This window comes from Proteus mirabilis HI4320, from assembly GCF_000069965.1.
In the GTDB taxonomy this organism is placed as follows: Bacteria; Pseudomonadota; Gammaproteobacteria; order Enterobacterales; family Enterobacteriaceae; genus Proteus; species Proteus mirabilis.
Window position 1 is genome coordinate 893,279 of the sequence record NC_010554.1, and the last position, 17,189, is coordinate 910,467.

19 protein-coding genes, 1 tRNA gene and 2 pseudogenes are annotated in these 17,189 nt (G+C 35.5%); 8 read left to right on the forward strand and 14 right to left on the reverse strand.

Features of this window, described 5'->3' with window-relative positions; genetic code table 11:
- Positions 1-267: 267 nt before the first annotated feature.
- The 4 genes from cspE (at position 268) to PMI_RS03980 (ending at position 3,516) form a co-directional block, all read left to right on the forward strand.
- Positions 268-480: a transcription antiterminator/RNA stability regulator CspE gene (gene cspE, locus PMI_RS03965; RefSeq protein WP_004247021.1), complete on the forward strand. Its 213-nt coding sequence runs from the start codon at positions 268-270 to the stop codon at positions 478-480.
- 442 nt (positions 481-922) lie between these two features.
- Positions 923-1,849, forward strand: coding sequence for an LpxL/LpxP family Kdo(2)-lipid IV(A) lauroyl/palmitoleoyl acyltransferase (gene lpxL, locus PMI_RS03970; RefSeq protein ID WP_004247022.1), 927 nt, complete (start codon positions 923-925; stop codon positions 1,847-1,849).
- A gap of 264 nt (positions 1,850-2,113) precedes the next feature.
- Positions 2,114-2,869, forward strand: a complete 756-nt coding sequence (locus tag PMI_RS03975) for a class I SAM-dependent methyltransferase (protein ID WP_004247023.1) — start codon at positions 2,114-2,116, stop codon at positions 2,867-2,869.
- A 146-nt stretch (positions 2,870-3,015) separates the two neighbouring features.
- On the forward strand, positions 3,016-3,516 hold the full coding sequence (locus tag PMI_RS03980; RefSeq protein ID WP_012367748.1) for an anti-virulence regulator CigR family protein: 501 nt from the start codon (positions 3,016-3,018) through the stop codon (positions 3,514-3,516).
- A gap of 288 nt (positions 3,517-3,804) precedes the next feature.
- Here PMI_RS03980 and PMI_RS19415 read toward each other — a convergent pair whose 3' ends face one another.
- Positions 3,805-3,963, reverse strand: coding sequence for a hypothetical protein (locus tag PMI_RS19415; RefSeq protein ID WP_004247025.1), 159 nt, complete (start codon positions 3,961-3,963; stop codon positions 3,805-3,807).
- A gap of 451 nt (positions 3,964-4,414) precedes the next feature.
- Between PMI_RS19415 and PMI_RS19420 the strand changes: the two genes are divergently transcribed.
- Positions 4,415-4,591 (forward strand): hypothetical protein, encoded by a 177-nt coding sequence (locus tag PMI_RS19420; RefSeq protein WP_004247793.1) that lies wholly within the window; start codon positions 4,415-4,417, stop codon positions 4,589-4,591.
- A 168-nt stretch (positions 4,592-4,759) separates the two neighbouring features.
- Here the strand turns inward: PMI_RS19420 and PMI_RS03985 are convergent.
- Positions 4,760-5,506 (reverse strand): annotated as a pseudogene (locus tag PMI_RS03985) (SAM-dependent methyltransferase); the annotation flags it as partial.
- An 850-nt stretch (positions 5,507-6,356) separates the two neighbouring features.
- Between PMI_RS03985 and PMI_RS03995 the strand changes: the two are divergent.
- On the forward strand, positions 6,357-6,935 hold the full coding sequence (locus tag PMI_RS03995) for an RBBP9/YdeN family alpha/beta hydrolase (RefSeq protein ID WP_012367750.1): 579 nt from the start codon (positions 6,357-6,359) through the stop codon (positions 6,933-6,935).
- A 112-nt stretch (positions 6,936-7,047) separates the two neighbouring features.
- On the opposite strand, the gene PMI_RS04000 is transcribed toward PMI_RS03995, so the two are convergent.
- From PMI_RS04000 to PMI_RS04015, 4 genes are all read right to left on the reverse strand, one after another.
- Positions 7,048-7,350, reverse strand: coding sequence for a LysE family translocator (locus tag PMI_RS04000; protein WP_223293454.1), 303 nt, complete (start codon positions 7,348-7,350; stop codon positions 7,048-7,050).
- A 304-nt stretch (positions 7,351-7,654) separates the two neighbouring features.
- Positions 7,655-8,155 (reverse strand): response regulator, encoded by a 501-nt coding sequence (locus PMI_RS04005; RefSeq protein ID WP_041707083.1) that lies wholly within the window; start codon positions 8,153-8,155, stop codon positions 7,655-7,657.
- A 95-nt stretch (positions 8,156-8,250) separates the two neighbouring features.
- On the reverse strand, positions 8,251-8,664 hold the full coding sequence (locus PMI_RS04010) for a type II toxin-antitoxin system HicB family antitoxin (RefSeq protein ID WP_004247034.1): 414 nt from the start codon (positions 8,662-8,664) through the stop codon (positions 8,251-8,253).
- Between the two features lie 46 nt (positions 8,665-8,710).
- Positions 8,711-8,896 carry a type II toxin-antitoxin system HicA family toxin gene (locus PMI_RS04015; RefSeq protein WP_004247035.1) on the reverse strand — a complete coding sequence of 62 codons (186 nt, stop codon included), beginning with the start codon at positions 8,894-8,896 and terminating at the stop codon, positions 8,711-8,713.
- 72 nt (positions 8,897-8,968) lie between these two features.
- Here PMI_RS04015 and PMI_RS19815 point away from each other — a divergent pair.
- A pseudogene (locus PMI_RS19815) lies at positions 8,969-9,777 on the forward strand (anti-CBASS protein Acb1 family protein); the annotation flags it as partial.
- A 559-nt stretch (positions 9,778-10,336) separates the two neighbouring features.
- Here PMI_RS19815 and PMI_RS19760 read toward each other — a convergent pair.
- From PMI_RS19760 to PMI_RS04045, 6 genes are all read right to left on the reverse strand, one after another.
- A complete protein-coding gene (locus PMI_RS19760) occupies positions 10,337-10,435 on the reverse strand; it encodes an SHOCT domain-containing protein (RefSeq protein WP_223307227.1) in 99 nt (32 codons plus the stop codon).
- Positions 10,436-10,566: 131 nt separating this feature from the next.
- Entirely contained in the window at positions 10,567-10,887 is a 321-nt protein-coding gene (locus PMI_RS19555) for a PH domain-containing protein (protein ID WP_223307228.1), read from the reverse strand.
- Positions 10,888-10,950: 63 nt separating this feature from the next.
- Complete coding sequence (locus tag PMI_RS04030) at positions 10,951-11,265, reverse strand: hypothetical protein (RefSeq protein WP_012367751.1); 315 nt, start codon at positions 11,263-11,265, stop codon at positions 10,951-10,953.
- Between the two features lie 213 nt (positions 11,266-11,478).
- Positions 11,479-11,555, reverse strand: a tRNA-Pro gene (locus tag PMI_RS04035).
- 126 nt (positions 11,556-11,681) lie between these two features.
- Positions 11,682-13,415 carry an LPS biosynthesis-modulating metalloenzyme YejM gene (gene yejM, locus PMI_RS04040; RefSeq protein WP_012367752.1) on the reverse strand — a complete coding sequence of 578 codons (1,734 nt, stop codon included), beginning with the start codon at positions 13,413-13,415 and terminating at the stop codon, positions 11,682-11,684.
- 23 nt (positions 13,416-13,438) lie between these two features.
- Positions 13,439-13,666, reverse strand: coding sequence for a YejL family protein (locus tag PMI_RS04045; protein WP_004247042.1), 228 nt, complete (start codon positions 13,664-13,666; stop codon positions 13,439-13,441).
- A gap of 163 nt (positions 13,667-13,829) precedes the next feature.
- On the opposite strand from PMI_RS04045, the gene yejK reads away from it, so the two are divergent.
- Positions 13,830-14,834, forward strand: coding sequence for a nucleoid-associated protein YejK (gene yejK, locus PMI_RS04050; protein ID WP_004247043.1), 1,005 nt, complete (start codon positions 13,830-13,832; stop codon positions 14,832-14,834).
- A gap of 83 nt (positions 14,835-14,917) precedes the next feature.
- Here the strand turns inward: yejK and rplY are convergent, their stop codons facing one another.
- Complete coding sequence (gene rplY, locus PMI_RS04055) at positions 14,918-15,202, reverse strand: 50S ribosomal protein L25 (RefSeq protein ID WP_004247799.1); 285 nt, start codon at positions 15,200-15,202, stop codon at positions 14,918-14,920.
- A 140-nt stretch (positions 15,203-15,342) separates the two neighbouring features.
- On the reverse strand, positions 15,343-17,106 hold the full coding sequence (gene radD / locus PMI_RS04060) for a DNA repair helicase RadD (protein WP_041707123.1): 1,764 nt from the start codon (positions 17,104-17,106) through the stop codon (positions 15,343-15,345).
- Positions 17,107-17,189: the final 83 nt, after the last annotated feature.

Genomic DNA, 17,189 nt, shown 5'->3' on the forward strand with positions numbered 1-17,189 from the left:
ATAAATCAAATAAAAAATAAATTTACACTTCTATAAAAAATAAAAGTGAAAATAGTTTGCTATAAAATAAATTCTATGACTTAATAGCGTCATTGGTTTGGAAGTACAGACCTATTTATGTTAGTCCAGTTTTTAGTAGTTCACCGTTTAGCGCTATCCTTGATACCTCTTCGTTGCGAATTCCTTCAAATAGTACCCATAAGTAAAAATCCGAAATCAAACCGCAATTAGCCTTATGGCATAACTAAATTTATTAAAGGAAATTCTATGTCTAATACAATGACTGGTACAGTTAAATGGTTTAACGACGATAAAGGCTTTGGCTTTATCACACCTAAAGATGGTAGCAAAGATGTATTTGTTCACTTTTCAGCAATTCAAAGCGATAGCTTTAAATCACTGAAAGAAGGCCAAGAAGTATCATTCTCTATTGAAAATGGTGCAAAAGGTCCAGCAGCTGCTAATGTTATCGGTCTGTAATAATTATGGATTATTGCGTCTAAGACTTAAAGACACTTATATAAGTGTATCTTACTAGACGAAATAACTTAAAAACCTCACTGATGTGAGGTTTTTTTATATCTATTATTTGCTAATAAAAATAAATTTTATTCTAACTGATATTATTAAAGTTTGGTAAATATTCACCATACATAAAAAAAGAAAATAAAAATAATTTTACTTACTTTGCTATTACATATTTTTCCAAAAAGATTAGAATAAAAGCAATCAGAAAATAAAGCTATGACTGGTAGTTTTTTTTTAAGAAAAGAATAGGAAAAAGCCGTTTAAAATAAACTTATATAAGATAAATGGTAAATTTTATTAAGTGGTATTCACTAAGTAACTTATCTTAAATAACTGTTGTCTAAATTAACTTAAGCTTAAAAGAAGTCTTTTAAGTGACGAAAGGACAAATCTTGTGTACGCTAAAAATTCTTTTTCACTACATCTGTTACACCCTAAATATTTTCTTACTTGGCTAGGCGTATTTATTCTTTTTTTATTAGTACAATTACCTTACACGTGGCTTTTATTCTTAGGAAAACATTTAGGATTACTATCGCGTTTTTTTATCAAAAGAAGAGTTTCGATAATAAAGAAAAATTTAGAGTTATGTTTTCCGAATAAGAGTAAAAAAGATATCGATAAGCTAGTTATGGAAAATTTATCAGCATTAGGTATCGCTTTATTCGAAACTGGCATGGCATGGTTTTGGAGCGATAACAGACTGAAAAATATCTATCAAGTCGATGGAATAACAAATTTTACTGAGGCTAATCGAAAGCATACCGGTATTTTGTTGATTGGTATTCACTCCATGTCGTTGGAGCTAGGAGGGCGTATTATGGGGTTGTGCTTCCCTGTAAACGCAATGTATCGGCCTCATAATAATAAAGCGATGGAGTTTATTCAAACTAGGGCAAGATGCCGTTCTAATAAAGGTATGATTGATAGACGTAATTTAAAGTTTATGGTCACTGAATTAAAAAAAGGGAAAGCCATTTGGTTTGCACCAGATCAAGATTTTGGCTTAAAAGGAACCACCTTTTCACCATTTTTTTCGGTGAAGGAAACGTCTACTTCAAAAGGCGCTGTTATATTAGCAAAGTTATCAGGAGCTCCTTCTTTAACGGTAACATTGGTACGTAATCATGGTCATGATAATAAAAAATATAGCTTAATTATAGGTAAAGAGCTTCATAATTATCCAACAGAAAATATTCAAAATGATACAGATAGAATGAATCATCTGATTGAAATTGAGATTATGCGAGCGCCAGAGCAATACTTATGGGCTCATAGACGCTTTAAGACCAGACCCAAAGGTGAAGCCAGTTTTTATTAATAAAAAAAGACCAACACATTAAGTGTTGGTCACAGTAAATACTGGAAGCAATGTGAGCAATGTCGTTGCAAATAGTTTAGTAAAACACTCAACTATTCACGAGTTAAAAGATAATCATTCTCAACTAGATTGTCAACCTTAAATTTTATAAGGGGATAAGTAGTGTGAGGGTAATGTAAAGGCCTACTCTAGATGCCTTGGTGCCTTGTATAATTTTTTCTTTTTAATAAGATACATAAAAATTGGTACAGACTAAGGGATATTATGCAGAGTTATCACTCTCTATCGGCTCAAGTTTATCAATTGGATAAACCGATAGGATGCAGTTTCGGCGATGTTGAATACTATCAACAGCGATTAAAAGATGTTAAAGGTAAAATTTTAGAGCCGGCAGTAGGAACAGGACGTATCCTTATTCCTTTATTGCAATCAGGTTTTAATATTGAGGGATTTGATCTTTCCGAAGAGATGCTTGAATTTTGTAAGAAAAATCTAATCGAGCATGGATTTACAACCAACTACGTAACTCAAAATAATTTAGTCACTTTTGAAGTTAATACCCCTGTCGAGGCTATTATTATTCCTACAGGGACATTCCTCTTATTAAATACGCAACAGCAGGCGATCCAAGCCTTAAAACAGTGTTATCAAGCGCTTGAGTTTGGTGGGCGCTTATTGGTTGATATTAGTCTTGCCCATCATTTTGTTAAAGGTGAATGTACTAGTCGCCAATTTAATACACCAGAAGGCGATCTAATTACCTTACAGATAATTAATGCTGAAATTGATTATATAAATCAGTTAACTACTTCACACCATCGTTATGATAAATGGCGAGATGGCAAGATCATTGAAAGTGAATGGGAAGTTTTCAGCTTAAAATGGTTTGGTGTGTCTGAATTTGAACAAATACTACGCTTGATTGGTTTTAAACAGATCACAATATCAGCCGATTACCAGTATCTGCAAACCCCCAGTAATACGACAGAAATTATGACTTTTGAAGCGTATAAAAAATAGCATTAAATAATAAGAGGCTGTATTTAAAGCTAATTTTTTATAGCCTCATTTATTTCGCCTTTCTAAAGTTAATCAGAATATTGGCAGTTGTATTTTTATGTGTGGAATTATAACGTTGTAAGGCGTCCTTTTAAGGAATAACTCACATGAAAACACCCACTTTATTAAAGCATGGCTTAATAGCTACTTTGACCTTTATGGTTTCTTTGAATTCCTTCGCCGATCCCGGAAAGGGTAAAGGTAATGGAAACGGTAACGGTAATCCTCATAGTCATCAAAATCAAAGAGGTAACAACGGTTTTAATAAAGGACATCAGAACGTAAACCAACAAGATGGATTTTCTTCACAACTGCGTATTGATAGTCGAGGAGGGCTCTCTGTCTCAATCACTTATGATGATGCAAGAGCATTAGCAATAAAGAACAATCTAACTGGATATAAAGGCCTTCCTCCGGGAATAGCAAAGAATTTAACAAGAGGTAAGCCATTACCTCCAGGTATTGCGAAAAAAGCCGTACCCAGCATTATGCTAAGTCAGTTACCGCATTACGATGGATATGAATGGCAGATAGTGGGTAATGATTTGGTGTTAATCGCAATAACCACATCAATTATTGCCTCTGTTATTAATAATGTTTTTGATTAAGGTAAAACATAGCCTCATTTTAATGTCATGTTATATCTGCTTCAAAACTATAAAACCTTCCTACTAACAGGGAAGGTTTTGTGTTTATTGAAAGGCAAAAATAAAAAAAAGACCAACGCTAGGAGAGTTGGTCAATAAATACTAGAAGCAATGTGAGCAATGTCGTTGTGAAAGACCGAGTAACGCACTCAACTATTCACGAGTTAAAAGATAATCATTATCATTTGGGTTGTCAACCCCACTGAAATTGTGACTACTATTTTTTGATATAAAAAACCAAGTGCTTAGCTATTTTATAAAAACAAGTGTTGGGTTTTTATTAATAATAACAAGTAGATCTGCTTCTTTATTACAATTAATCGCCTTTTCTATGGCACGCATTTTTTTTATCTTTTTTGCTAAATTCTTAACATGTTGAGAGCGTAATGACATTGTTGGTTTAACCATGATATTTCTCCTTAGTAGTAGAAGAGATAACAATAGTAGGGATATTGACTAAATGCAAATGATAATTAATATCATTTGATAGCTATTAATACCCTCACTTATTAAATGTGATCTGTATGGAGCGTTTTTATTGCAATTTTTCTTGTTTTTTCCCGTCAATAGACTAAAAAATAAGGATAAAGTACTTGAGATAAATTTTTTATCAGAACTACCTTCTGCAAATATTCTATTTAGTGCTATAAATCTCAATAATTAATATTAAAAATTACTCCGTAAATATAGAAGTATTATATTTTGTATAATTTATATTTTAACCATACTTCATTTGAAATTTTTTATATAAGTAGTATGGTAGTTAGCAGCTATTAAAAAATAGCAAAGAAATAAAAAATTTATTTTTAATAAATCTAAGAGGAACCCATTTACTCTAAAATAATTGAGGAAAATAATAATGGATAATAGTGATAAGTTTTTTTCTAACGATATATGTCCTAAAACTGCTTTATATGGACAATTTTATGGGAATGATCAATACGCAGGCCGTGAACACGAAAGAAAAATATACTACGGCAGAAAATTTCCTAAAACTAAAAAAGGTTATTATTTTAAAAAGCTAATGAATTTTTAATAATAAAAATCATTATATTAAATAATATATTTTCGAAGTATTTATAAGATGGGTAGTCTTATATAAGGTTATCCATCTTGGATGAATTTATATATTTATCTGTGGATATTATATAAATATAATAATTTAAAAGGTATAGTCCGTTTAGACTATACCTTTAGTGTTATTTTATCGAGCAATTAATGCAAATACCCCCCAGCCTAAGTATTCTCGTGTAAAACTAACATGACGTTTAGGGGCTATGGTCAATTCCGTTCGAATTTCTTGAGCAAAATCATCGGCACTATTTTTGTCAAGCCAACGGCGCATAGTCATCCATTTAGCAGCTTCATATCTATCCCAACCCTCTTGATCTGCCAGTACCATTTCGACTAGATCGTATCCTTGATTGTCGAAAGAAATAACAAGCTCAGATAAAGTTAAAAAATCTGATATGGATGAAGCACCACAAGCTTGTGCTATCTCTTGTGTTGTTGGAATTTGTCGCCAATATGGTTCTCCGATAAGAATAAGCCCACCTGTTTTAATACTTTTTGCTAGTAGCTCGATAGTTTCAATTACACCACCAGCAATCCAAGTTGCTCCTATGCATGCTGCTATATCACATTTTTTATCACTAATATAATCTGAGGCATCATGATGGATAAAATGTACTCGATGGCTGACGCCTAACTCTTCTGCTCTAGATTTTGCTTGTAGAGTAAACAACGGGCTTATATCGATGCCAATACCTGTAATATTGTAATCGTGAGCCCAAGTACATAGCATTTCACCAGAGCCACTTCCGAGATCAAGAATTTGCCAGTTTTCTTTCATTCGTAATACTCGACCTAAGGTGGCATATTTCTCTGGTGTGAAAGGGTTATGAATACGATGCTCACTTTCGCTAATAGTGAAAATACGAGGAATATCCATTTTAATTTCCTTTAATTGTTATAAAAGAGAGTGTGGACATTATTAAACCTAGTAATATTATTGATATAATATTACTATCTAACTGATTTAATTTGCTTTTTAATTTTTTTAGAAAGGTAAGCTTATACGTTAGGACATCTAGATTTTGGCAATAATCTTTAATAAGAGTGATACAACTAGCTATAGCACCAATAAACGTAAATTGGGTAGAAATAAGTAAAGAATAGTATTTTTGATGTGATGGATCCATACTAGAAAACCTGTTTAATCATCATATGCAATATAAGCAAACATATTGTGGTGCTTGCATGAGAATACAGCGCATTGAAACCAGCTATTCGCCCTAAAAGGTCGAAATAGTGGTTATTAGATGATTACATTTTCCAGCATCAAAGCCTCAGATAGGAATTAAAAGTTGTTTACACTAGGACATTTTCATCGATTTTTTAGATTTGTAAATGCGTAAGTCTGTAAAGTGTGAGCCAGATGATAGTTTTATTTTGGTTGAGCCATCTATTTACAATATATCAAAGTAAAAGATAGTGAACAGGGGGAACCCCGAACCTTGGCCGACGCTTATCTTGCAGACCAAACTATTTCATGCGGTGTTTTATCAGGTGTATCGTAAAACCTTGTCCTCAGTGAAGAGAGTAGTGCAGAAGCTATGTTTAATAAGAATACAAAATAACTGGTTATAAAAACAGTACTTGCTTGTGTTGTGTCCGTGATTATCTTATTATTTTTAAATCGTGGGTGACTTATTACTTACCATACTAAATTTTATCAATACCTAGGGTATACAGGTATTAAACTTATTATTTTGATAATGTGTATCTATATAGGAGGATGAGTGAAAGGCAAAAGAGTTGTTATTGTTCATGGCTATACTGCATCTCCCAAGGATAATTGGTTTCCATGGTTGAAAGAAGAGCTTGGATCATTAGGATATGATGTCAGTATACCTATGATGCCTGAGCCTAATCATCCTAACCCTAATGAGTGGCAACAAAAACTTGCCGATGAAAACATAATACTTGATAAAGATACTATTCTTGTTGGGCATAGTCTGGGATGTATAACTTTATTACGTTTTCTTTCTGAACAGGCTTGTGAAGATATAACAATAGGCGGGTATATTTTAGTCGCTGGTTTTAATAGTGAACAAAAAACTTTACCTGAGTTGAACTCTCATATTTATAATAACCTGAATTATAGTAAGTTAATTAAAATATCGGATAAAAGGGTATCATTAATATCATCCAATGATTGGATTGTGAGTCCTGATTCATCCAAAAAATTAGCTAGTCAATTACAAACTCAAATTGTTATTGAAGAAGATGCGGGACATTTTCTTGATAAAGAAGGCTATATTAAATTGCCAGTCATGCTTGATATTTTTAAATATATGCTGAATCAATATAAGCTATAAATACAATATCAGAATATTCGTCAATTGGTTTTTATCAGTCATTTAAATAAAAGAAAGAAAAGTCGCCTTTACCTTTATAAAAGGCGACTGTTTACTCAGCGTGTGGTGTTATTTAATGGCTTTTCTGTGAAACTAAAAGCCCAATCCCTGCACTAGCTAATAAACTTGAGCACATACGATTGAACACTTTTTTAGCATGTGGTTTTTTTTGCAACTTTTTCATGTGTAAGCCTAACCAAGCGTAGAGCATTATTGCAATAAACTCGAGTAACAAGAATAAAGAACCAAGTATTAGAAACTGGGAACTAGCCGGTAATTGTGGGCTAACGAATTGCGGAAGAAAGGCCGTAAAGATAAGTATTGCCTTTGGATTTCCTGCTGCAATAAAAAACTCTTGCCTTGCTAATAAGGTTATTACTCGTAATTAAGATGAAGCACTTGGAATGGTTGCACAGCATTTAGGTATGTTGAAAAAATAGAATTAACTGGTGCCGATGGTGAACCAATTCAAGCAACTGGGATTGGCCTAGGGCACCTAAGTTTTGAATAACTAATGAAGTTGAGGAGTAAAGATAGAAATTAAATGGGCAGCATTATTAAAAGCTCCGTTCCTGATGAAGTTATATCAGTAACACCTGCTTTTTTAGCTTCTTCACGTAAATTTGTAGAGGCCCAATTACCGCAGAAAATGAAAATTGGAGTTTGAATTTTAAGATCTCTTATTTTTTTGTAAGAGTTATGCTAGCTCGATCGTCTTCGGGTCTCCCCATATCTGATATTATAACATCAAAGTTATTGCTTTTTATTTTTTCAATGGCATCACTTGTTGAAAGTGAAGTATCTACATCTATATGATTTATTTTTAGTGTTTCAATCAAATAGCTATTATTTGAAGGGTTATCATCAACCCATAAGACCTTTTTTTTCATTGGAATATTAGGCAGTGAAATTTTTTCTGAATTAGGATGTAATGTGTGTATTTTCTTTCCCATTTCAACAAGTTTAGATTGTAGATCTAGAATAATGTGACCTTGTTGTATTGAATTTTCTTTCAAATTTAGTTCAAATCCTGAAATTTTTATATTTAACTTGCCATCAAAGAAAGTATCTATTAGCTTTAATAGATGCTTTCTAAAATAAAAAATTAAAAAACATACAATCAATGGCCATAATAAAGAAGATATTACCACATTCCCGTTTTCTGGCCATGACGCAAGCATTACGCGATTTATATCAGAAGAAAAAAGGTAGTTTCTTTACAACTAAAAGATGATAGAGATTACCTCGCCTATACAGGCGAGGCTTATAACTATTATTAAATATTCTTTTGGAGTTCTTTACGGGTTGCTGTGGCAATAAATCCGCTACGACTCCCATATTCAGGATTTGTTTTTACGATAGTATCGATGCGACTCAATAATCGATGTGGCAATGTGATATTAATACGCTCTGCTCGTCCGTCGTATTTATCCATATCAACATCAACTAAAAGCCATATTCCATTATTGTAATCACCACTAGAATTAATTAAATGCTCTTGTTGAGATTTTGGAGAGGGGATATCTAAACCCTTCTCGCTTAACAATTCAAAATGGGCATCAATAGCGCTCCTCGCATCTGCGTGAGCTTCTTCAATACTGTCCCCCGCAAAGATGCAACCATCAATATCAGGGAACCAGCCACTTGCGCTACCATCTTCATCAATTTCAATAAAGGCTGGATATAACATAATTTCATCTCCATAAAGAGCGCGCCCTATATGAGCGCATTCTTAATTAATTTTTCAGTTTGGCACTTTTAATAATTTGATTTAATGTTCCTTTTTTTAAATCTTTTCTTGGATGCGGTACTGTTACAACAAAAGAAAAATCAGGGTGAGTAAATTGATGATGACTTCCTTTTATTCTATCAAGTATCCATCCGTTTTTTTCTAACAACTTAATCAGTTCCGAACTTTTCAAACTCCCTCCATTCCGTCAACTGATATACACACTATACACACTAAGACGTAGGCAATCAAATATTTTGTGTGTATGGTGTGTATTTTATTATCTATAATAAAAGATTTGCCATGTAGCCGTTTAAAAGAAAAAATTGCAGAGCAGATTTCACCGCCACAGAGGTCAGCATTCACAACTGACTTATATCCTGCGCTGGCGCGAGAACAAGGCTTTGATGGGATTGATTTACCCCAGCCCACAATTGCAGGTGTTGCGATGGATAGCATTGATAGCTATGTGCCCTCATTTAAAGGGGAACAAGTTTACGGTGTGCCAGAGTCACAGGCCTCATGGTATGCCTCACAAATGTTTATCGGCAACAATATGTGTGCGGTTATCGCTAAACACTGGCTGGTGGATAAAGCCTGTAATATGCCCGCGCGTGATGCGATACGTCAGGGTTACGATATTGATTGTGATAACGACGATGATCGTGCTATCAGTAAAAAGCATCGCAAACGAGATAAAAATACCGCATTACACATCAGCTTAAAGAGCAGGTTCACTTTGGGCATGTATACGGTGATCGTTTAGCATTATTCGTTGTGGAGACATCAAATCCGAAAGAGTGGTATGAAAACCCGTTTAATATCGATGGTGTGACCAAAGGCATGTACAAGGGGATTAAACAGATTGATCCACAATGGGTAACACCTGATTTAACGGACGCCAATGTTCAAGATCCTGCCAGCATGGATTTCTACGAACCAACCTATTATGTGATTGGTGGGCGCAAGTATCACAAATCTCACTTTATTAAGTTTGTACCGTTTCCTGTGCCGAATGTCTTGAAACCAATGTACAACTACTTTGGTGTTTCTGTTCCTGAGCGCATTTATGAGTGACACACTATGCAACGGCTGGAAGTAGCTACACAAAAGAGGAAAGTGACGGGCGTTATCAAGGTTAGGGAAATTATCAACTAGCGGGCAATTATGCGCTAGTAGGTGCTTCGTATACTAAGGCTGAGTCTGACGGTAAATATCAGCCTAAAGGGAATTATGTCCCAGTAGGCAGTAGTTATACTAAAAATGAATCTGATAATCGATATGAAAAACTAGGTAATTTAAAACAGTTTAAAAAGCCTACCTCAACAGTTAATGCAGATAAAACAATAGTTAAATTCGAATCAAATGTGATTGGTAAACAGCTTTTTGCTATTGCTAGCGATAATAGGGCATATCCTTTTACTGTGTTACCACCTCCTTATAAATCTCTCATTTTGTGGTATGGTGGTAATCAGTTCTGGGGATCAACCGTTACTGCATCTAGTGATGGAAAAACACTAACGATACATCATCCAGGCTATACAGGGCCTACAGATATGTATGTCTTGGAGTAAGACAGAATTACTTAAAATTTTTATCATACGGACACCGATAGAGTGTCCGTTATTGAGAATTATAAATTAAGTAATTTACTTTTTTGTTCTTGGAACTCTTCTTCTGTCAGTACGCCACTTTCTTTTAGTTTTCCTAATTTTTCTAATTTTGATAGCAAGTCATCACCACTGTTATTTGAAGATTGCGATGAAGAGTTATTTTTTTTAGATAGGATAATATCAACTAGTGGTTGTACTGAGTTTTTTTGTAGTGTACCAATTTCATAAATAGTACCAGGAGTATTTATTTTTATTTTACTCCTGTCAATCCGGAAGATGAGTCAATAGAAGTAATTGCATCATAGTTTACTGAAGATAAATCAACTTTTTTATGGAAAATCCCACTTTTTTTATGCAGAAAAATAATTCGTTTATTTGTAGGTATGATCAACCAAATATTAGATTTTACGATTCCGCTATTAACACATAAAACTGTTTCATCATTATTTAATAATTCAGGTAATCTAGTAAATATATCAAAAACACCCATTGTTGATTTATAACTTGTTAATGCTGTAAGTCGATTAAACTCTTCTTTTAATTGTTTTTTATCGCATTGTTTTAAGTCCATTATAATCTCTCTTTTTATCTAAACACTAAAGAAAATTTAATAGAAATAGATACTAACAAACTCCTAAGTAACAAGCGAGAAAGATGGTTTTAAATTACTCAAACTACATAAGTTTTTTATGTTTTTTGATGTTAGTACCATATTTTTATGATTGAAATACCTCCCCAACTTCTCAAACAAATCCCTCGCCACAGCCTCCGTCATATACGTCCTCATCGGTTCCCTACGAACATTCTTCATTTCAAACGTATTCTTATCAAACCTTGGATCAGAAAAGACAATATCCATAAACAGATAGCCACGAGGGTTATCTACAGATAAACGAGCTTCTTCTAACTGAGCAATATATTCCGTATTATTGATTTCAAGCTTAATCATAGTATCACCTATTTAACTGTGTTTTTATACAGTAATTTATATAAGCAATGAATAGAATAGCAAGGAGAAAAGGGCAATTTTATGAGCTAAAGAAAGGGGGATTTTGAGAGATGATCTGTCGTCGTTTTACCAGAGTTTTACCAGAGTTTTACCAGTGGCAAATTCCAGACATAAAAAAACCAACCGTAAGTGGTTGGTTTTCTTAAATAAAAATGGTCGGCATGATAGGATTTGAACCTACGACCCCTGACACCCCATGACAGTGCGCTACCAGGCTGCGCTACATGCCGATTGTGCTTAGTATATTACTGTTTTTTACTGCTAAAGCAACCCCTTAGATACTTAACTGCTGTATTTTTATTCATTATAGTGACGTCAGTTGTTATTAACTTTTTACTTATAGTCTTTTTTTAATACTAACGCTCAATAAATCGTTTTTGCTCAGCAAGTACTTGCAATAATAGGCGTAAATCAGGTTTGGCGGATTGGATCTCTTTGCCTGATTTATCAAACAAAGCATATCTGCCATGTTTATCTATCATTAACGTATTATCTTGTAAAAAGACCACTAGAGTTTCATTATCACCAGTAAAAATCCAAGGGTGATTACGCGTATTAGCAAATAGATCTTCGCCTTGAGAATAGTTATCTGCAGGGCTAATAACACCTAATACATGTTGCATTAGCGTTGTCATTATATCTTGGTGGCTGGTTAGTTTATCTAGTTTTTGTGGTGTAACATTAGGCCAATGTATTACCAGTGGAACCTGCGATTGGCTTAAGTTAAAAGTGTCTTTGTTAACAAGCCATTGGCTATCTTGTTTATCATTGTTCTGATGATAATTTGACGTTACGACCACAACGGTATTATCAAGTATGTTGCTTTCTTTTAAAGTAGTAAAAATGGTCTCTAATTGACTATTTAACTGTGCTTGAGAAGCTGATGTATGCTTATCACCGTTGATTTGTAAGAAAGAGAACCAAGGTGTGCTTTGTTTATTTTTTAACAACCATGAACGCCAACTATTAATCGTTGTGTCGTTATCCTCACTACGTGAAGTAGGTAGTGAGTAATCAGCCAGCACCGCTTGTGTAAATAATGGCGATTTAAATCCGTTAGTTGAAAATAGTGCTAATTGATAGTGACGATAATTTAAAGCGTCAAAGAGCGCTGAGTTTTTGCGGCTACTTAACACACTATCTAAGTAAGACGGTGAAATGCCATAAAATAATCCAAACAGCGCCGTTTCGTTATTTATGCCTGCTGAATAGTGCTGAGAGAAAGAGAGGTTATTATCAGCAAATTGTTGCAAGCTCGGTAGTTTGGCAACGTCTTCATTACCTAATCCATCAACCACAATCATAAGTAAGTTATATGAGCTTTCATCTTTAGAATAATCAAGAGGTGTAAGCGGGTAGGTGATACTCTGTGCCGCAGGATTACCCTCGCTCATTAAGCGCTGCTCATACTCAGATTGATTAATAAAACCATGCCGTTCAAGGAATTTACGTGCAGTCATTGGGTAAGACAGTGGTAAGTTTGCACGTTGCATAGTAATAGGGCGATAAAAATTAGCATCTGCCCAAATAGACATAGAGTGGGATAAAATAAAGCAACTAATAAATACACAGGCTAATGGTTTTCCCCATCGCTGGCGGTTTAAGCTGCGCAGCTTTTGCCAACTCCATGTAGCAAATAGCATTTCGATAAGAAAGATAATGGGGATGCCAATAAAGATAAGTTGCCATTCTCGCGCCATTTCACCTTCATCTGGATTGATAACCAAATCCCAAACCAACTGGGTCAAATGAAGTTGAAATTGCTGGTAAACAGCTATATCAAAAATAAGTAATGTCAATCCTGCGCTAGCTAAGGCGCAGGATATCACCCTAAGTAATCGTTGCGAAACTACCACAAAGGTCAACGGAAAAAGAATAAGGATATAAATAGCAAACACGATAAAACTAAAATGGCCCATCCAACTGACAATAGCGTAAAGACGACCTGCAAAGGTACTTGGCCAATCAGCAATAAACAGGTAACGGCTCCCAAGCAAAAGGCTTAGAATAATATTAAACAGCGCAAACCAGTGACCCCAACTGATCATTTGGGATACTTTTTCACGATAGGACTGATTTCTCGTTACCATGTCTATAAATATTTCTGTGTTTATTAGTGAATATTGCCTTCATCAATTGAAGCACGTAAAGCGTGAACAAAAGAGTCTGCAATCAGCATTCGTTGAGCAGGGGCAATACTTGTATTGATTAAGTTTGTCACCATGTTCCCCAACACCATCAAAGAAAGATCTGTAGGAGTATGATGTTTTTCAAGAACGCTGACAAGTTCTGCAAGTAATTGCTCAACTTGTTCATCACTATAACGGGATTTTTGTGGCATAAAATCTGAATTCCTACTAAATGGATAAAACGCTATATGTTACCGCAAGGCGTGTTATTTTTCTGCTATTAAATTAATTATTTTGCGGTTATACCCCTTGATAGTAAAAGTAGGGGATGTTTGAATACGCGCACAAAAAGAATCGGGATAAAGGAGGGCGCCCATGAGTCTAGATATTAACCAGTTAGTCTTGCACCAACTTATTAAGCGTGATGAGCAGACATTAGAAGTGGTACTTCGTGATTCACTCTTAGACATTGAGCCGGTTGTTCAAGAGATGGTCGAAGAGTTACATCGTGTTTATAGTGCAAAAAGTAAAGCCTATGGTTTATTTAATGAAGAGAGCGAATTAGCTCAAGCATTACGTTTACAACGTCAAGGTGAAGAAGAATTTTTAGGTTTTTCTCGTGCAGCGACGGTTAGACTTAAAGATGAGTTAGCGAAATACCCTTTTGCTGAAGGGGGAACGGTTCTTTTTTGTCATTATCGTTATCTCGCGGTGGAATATTTATTAATCGCTGTATTGAATAGCTGTAATAGCATGTGGGTCAATGACAGTCTTGATGTATCTTCAACACGCTATTTAGATATTCCTCATGCAGATATTATCGCTCGTATTGATTTAACTGAATGGGAGACTTCACCCGATTCTTTACGTTATTTAACCTTCTTAAAAGGGCGTGTAGGACGCAAAGTTTCAGATTTCTTTATGGACTTTTTAGGGGCGCAAGAAGGTTTAAATACTAAAGTACAAAATAAAGGCTTATTACAAGCGGTTGATGACTTTTGTGAAGCATCAGACATGAATAAACAAGAGCGCCAAACTTGTCGTGAACAAGTCTACAGCTATTGTAATGAGCAATTGCAATCGGGTGAAGAGATTGCATTAACTGAACTTGCACAAGAGTTACCGCCATTAGGTGATCAAAACTTTGCACAGTTTACAGAAGAAAAAGGGTATGAATTAGCGGAAACTTTTCCCGCAGATCGCAGTACATTACGCCAATTAATGAAGTATTCAGGAAGTGGTGGGGGGTTAACGGTTAATTTTGATGCGAAACTGTTGGGGGAAAGAATTTTTTGGGATCCCGCTACCGATACACTGACGATAAAAGGAACTCCACCTAATTTACGCGACCAGTTACAGCGTAGAGTCTCAGAAAAATAGGCAATAGATAGAAACAAATAACGCCACATTAAGTGGCGTTACATGCTCGGCGTCCCGAAAAATAAAGCTCGAAGGTTGGCTTATTAAGCGCGCAGGAAGTCAATATGAGTAATTTTTGGCTTATACTCGTGACGTTGCACTGCTTTAACTTTAACTTTAGTTGCTTTACCATCGATAACGAGGTTAACGAAATCAGCGTAGAACTCAGATTTGTGTTCTTGGTTGATAACTTCGTTGTGATCTAAATCGATAGCGATTGGCTCTTCATTTCCGCCATAAACGATAGCTGGAAAACGGTTAGCCACACGCAGGCGGCGGCTCGCACCCTTACCCTGCTCTTTACGTACTGTTGCATTAATAGTTAACATCTTTTTTCTCTTATGAAAAAGAAAATACATACTTGTTACAGGCGACCCAGCAACAAGCTCGAGATTTGGTTTATCTAAAAACAGATAAAGCGGGGCGCATTTTAACGAAAAAGCACTCTAACAGCAAATATAAATCGACTTTAATATAAGGTATCTGCTTTACGAAAGCGTCCATGATAGTCAAATAACTTATTACGAATTTGCCAAAAGCCGTCTTTTTTATTTTTTTGTGCCACAATAAAATCAGGATAACGTAATAAATCAAACTGATTAATAATATCTTGAGCGTTATGCCATACCAAAGGAACGCCAGGGGCGCGCTGGTGTTCGTGTAAAAACTTGAGTTCAAATACTTTACGTTGGGCAGGCGTTTTTAAACGAAATCGTTCTGAAACAGAAGTACCTTCTTCATCATAATAGTTGATTTTAAGCCACTCACCTTTTTCATCTTGACCACTGAGTAATTGCATTCCTCCACAGCGAAGGATAAGGGCGCCTTTTAGCTTTAAAGCGGCTTTGAGCATATCATCAGGATCAACTAGGATTTCATTACAGTGCACACAACGCCGTGCGGCGATATCATTTTCTTCATTACAGTGTGGGCATAATTTAAAACGAAAGCGATAATCACACTGTTTTTTTTGTCCTTGCTCATCAAGCTCCCAACCTTGGCAACGTCGCCCATAGTGCTCAATAATATCGCCATCTGCATCAACTATGCCCCAGAAAGTGTTAGCGAATTGACAGAGAGGACAAAACACTTGTACCGGTTTGCTATTTGGATTGGGCTTTTTACTACCCACTTCAGGAAGATAAAGGTCGTGAGGGTTACCTGCATAATCTAAGATTAAACATTCTGTTTTTCCTGCAAATAACCTTAATCCTCGTCCTACTATTTGTTGATATAAACTGACGGACTCCGTTGGACGTAAAATAGCAATTAAATCAACATGGGGCGCATCAAAGCCTGTGGTTAATACAGCAACATTAACCATATAACGTAGCTGTTGCTGTTTAAACTGTGAAATTAATGCGTCACGCTCAGAAGAGGGGGTCTCAGCACTGACTAACGCGGCTTGTCCTTGGGGTAATAATGTGAAGATTTCTGTCGCATGTTCGACTGTTGCCGCAAATATCATCACACCACGGCGTTGTTCACCGTATTCAATTATCTGTGACACAATATGGGGTGTAATACGCTGTTGTTTTTTTACTTCGCGATTGAGATCTTCTTGATTAAAAATACCATTTTGGCTAGTTCTAACTTGGCTAAAGTCATATTGCAAAATAGGCATATCTAAACGTGTTGGTGGGACTAAGAAATGGTGACTTATCATGTAGCGTAAAGGTAATTCATAAATACAGTCACGAAAAAAGCAATTGTCATCTCCTTTTACCATACCGTGATAGTGATATTGGTAAATCCAACCAGTCGGTAAACGATAAGGAGTAGCCGTTAATCCTAAGATGCGTAGTTGGGGGTTAATGGTTTGAAGTTGTTTGATCACTTGTTGGTATTGGCTATCTTCAGACAGACTAATACGGTGACATTCATCAATAATTAATAGAGAAAAAGCATGCTCAAACTGCGATAAGTTACGTGCTACCGATTGTACACTGCCGAAAACAACCTTGCCTCGACTCTCTTTTTGCTGTAATCCGGCGGCATAAATATCCGCAGATAGACCATAGGCTTCATATTTGCTATGGTTCTGCTCTACTAATTCCTTTACATGTGCTAGAACCAATACCCGCCCACGTGCTCTTTTAGCAAGTTCGGCAATGACTAAGCTTTTTCCAGCACCGGTAGGTAATACAATAAGTGCTGGTGTTTTATGTTGGCGAAAATAAGTGATTGTCGCGTTAACCGCGTCAAGCTGATAAGGTCTAAGTGTAAAAGCCATAACCATACATCAAAAGCAAAACAGAGCACCAGCGTAGCACTTTTTAGCGATGAGTGCGAACAGAAAGACTGTAATTAAATACA